The organism is Kocuria sp. CH-021, from assembly GCF_049716185.1.
Classification (GTDB): Bacteria; Actinomycetota; Actinomycetes; order Actinomycetales; family Micrococcaceae; genus Kocuria; species Kocuria cellulosilytica.
In genome coordinates, this window is the sequence record NZ_JBNAFK010000045.1 from 1 (window position 1) to 2,561 (window position 2,561).

Genomic DNA, 2,561 nt, shown 5'->3' on the forward strand with positions numbered 1-2,561 from the left:
TGGTCGATCCTGATCTCGCCCTGCGTCAGGCGAACTTGCTGTGAACCACTGGACTCAACTCACCCTGACACGCAGGGCCGACCCCGCCCACGTGTGGCAGGCAACGCTGGACAGCCGCTCGAAGGGTGCCGAGTGCCCGGAGTGCAAGCAAGCCGGGAAGTCCCGGGTGGAGCTGGACCACCACGCCGCCGCCGAGGCCGCCTTCGGCGCCGCCCGCTCTGGTGCGGTGCTGCGCCACGAGGCGTTCACCACCCGGAAGTCGTGGACGGCCGACATCAGCGCCACCGTCGCCGGCACCACGGTGGTGATCGAGTACGACGGCGCCTACTGGCATCGTGCGGAGGCCAAGACGCTCACCGACCGGTCCAAAAGCACCGACCTGCTGGCCGCCGGCTATGCGCTCGTGCGACTGCGCGAGGATGAACTCCAGCCTCTCGGGATCGACCATCCGCGCTACCTGGAGATCCCGGTGTACTCGAAGGCGACCCGGCCGCGAGAGGTCATGGCGGAGATCGGCCGGTGGCTGGCGGAACTGGCGGACCAGGACCCCGAGGAGCCGGTGCGCAAGGGTTCCAGCGCGAGGGCGTGAACATCTCAGCCACCCGCCGCACACATAATGGTCACGCACCGCCAAGGCGGCCGACCTCGAGTCCCGCCCCAGCCTCGGTAGCACCCAGTCCCGCCTGACCCGCGGACCTTGAGACGGAGGGCCTGCACCCCCAGTGCAGGCCCTCCGTATTCATCTGTCATCAGGCGCACTAGCCTCGTGCCGAGATGCCTCCTATGCGGTCGTCAGCGTCAGACTCACCGAGGAGACGGTGAAGGTGCTGCCCGGCATGGCTTGGATGACGAACCGCTCCGCACTGTTGCCGTCGGCAATGTCCTCCAGAATTGAAGGGTCTTCGATGCACAGAGTGCGCGTTGCCTGTGACTCGGTGGTCGGGTTGAAGAAGCCAGGTCCGTTGCCCGAATCGGCTGTGATGATAGTGAGCCCCTCACCGGGATCCACGAGATCGTCAGTGAATGTGAAGTTGAAGCAAGCCGTGGTCAAGGTCTCCTTGGGGACATTGGTGGCCAGCACGGTGAGCGTGTCGCCGTCCGAGACATGAGGACTGCCGATCAGTCGCAAGTTGATCGTCTGCTCCGCTGCCGAGGCCGGTGCTGAAGCGACAACGGCGAGTCCGAGAGCGAGTCCGGTCACTGCAGCCCTTGCACTTGTACGCATGACATAACTCCTTGTGATAGCGGTGGTGTGATGCAGATCATGAACACTACGCATGGGGGAACTGCTGATCTACAGCTCGGCCCAACAGTCAGCGCACATTACGCCGGGGGGTCTGCCTCTGGCTCCTACTGCGTCCGCTCACATGGGTACCGTCACCGCCAAGCCCCCGACGGGAAGGACCCCCTTGATGAGCACCCCCCCACCACCACCACCACCGCGGCACCCGAGACGGCCGGCGCCCCAGTCCTGGGCCTGCTGCAGCTGAACGTCTCCAACGACAAATTCTTCGTCACCGCACTCACCCCGGCTGGGGCTCGGGACTGCCGCACGAATAGGTGACACCCGATCTGGCTTGCCCGCAGGGCGGCCTGGAAGGATGTTGCTGTGCCCGCTCCCTATCCCCAAGAGTTCCGCGACGACGTCGTGCGCGTGGCCCGCACCCGCGAAGACGGCGTGACACTCGCGCAGATCGCCAAGGACTTCGGCATCCACGAGATGACCCTGTCGAAGTGGATGCGCCAGGCCGACATCGAGGACGGCGAGAAGCCCGGTGTGACGAGAGCCGAATCGGTCGAGAACCGTGAGCTGAAGAAACGGATCCGCCTGCTCGAGCAGGAGAACGAGGTGCTACGACGGGCCGCGGCCTACCTGTCGCAGGCGAACCTGCCGGGAAAAGGCTCTACCCGCTCGTGAGTGAGCTCGCCGCCGACGGGATCCCCGTCGCGGTGACGTGCCGGGTGCTCAAGCTCTCCCGCCAGCCCTACTACCGCTGGCTGACGGACCCGGTCACCGACGCCGAGCTGGCCGAGGCCTACCGGGCGAACGCGTTGTTCGACGCCCACCGGGATGACCCGGAGTTCGGCTACCGCTTTCTGGTCGACGAGGCCAAGGACGCCGGCGAGGTGATGTGTGAGCGCAGCGCGTGGCGGATCTGCCGGGACAACCGCTGGTGGTCTGCCTTCGGGAAGAAGCGCGCCAAAAACGGCAAGAAGCCCGGACCACCTGTCCACGACGACCTGGTGGAGCGCGACTTCACCGCCGTCGGGCCGAATCAGCTGTGGCTGACCGACATCACCGAGCACAGGACCGCCGAGGGCAAGCTCTACCTGTGCGCGATCAAGGACGTCTTCTCCGGGCGGATCGTGGGCTACTCCATCGACTCGCGAATGAAGTCCAGCCTGGCGGTGCAGGCACTGCACCACGCGGTCGTGCGCCGCGGAGATGTGGCCGGCTGCATCGTCCACTCGGATAGGGGCAGTCAAGGCGGATTCAACCGGTCGTCGCAACACCGCCTTGTTCGAGCGACTGTAGTTGTTCGGCGAATACTTCGGCGGGT

The 2,561-nt window shown here is 65.8% G+C and carries 2 protein-coding genes and 1 pseudogene; 2 read left to right on the forward strand and 1 reads right to left on the reverse strand.

Annotated features, from left to right (window positions below):
• Window positions 1-40: 40 nt before the first annotated feature.
• Window positions 41-589, forward strand: a complete 549-nt coding sequence (locus tag ACPYN7_RS17890; protein WP_424348541.1) for a hypothetical protein — start codon at window positions 41-43, stop codon at window positions 587-589.
• 192 nt (window positions 590-781) lie between these two features.
• Here the strand turns inward: ACPYN7_RS17890 and ACPYN7_RS17895 are convergent, their stop codons facing one another.
• Window positions 782-1,201, reverse strand: coding sequence for a hypothetical protein (locus ACPYN7_RS17895; RefSeq protein ID WP_424348542.1), 420 nt, complete (start codon window positions 1,199-1,201; stop codon window positions 782-784).
• 408 nt (window positions 1,202-1,609) lie between these two features.
• Here ACPYN7_RS17895 and ACPYN7_RS17900 point away from each other — a divergent pair.
• Window positions 1,610-2,487 (forward strand): annotated as a pseudogene (locus ACPYN7_RS17900) (IS3 family transposase); the annotation flags it as partial.
• Window positions 2,488-2,561 lie beyond the last annotated feature (74 nt).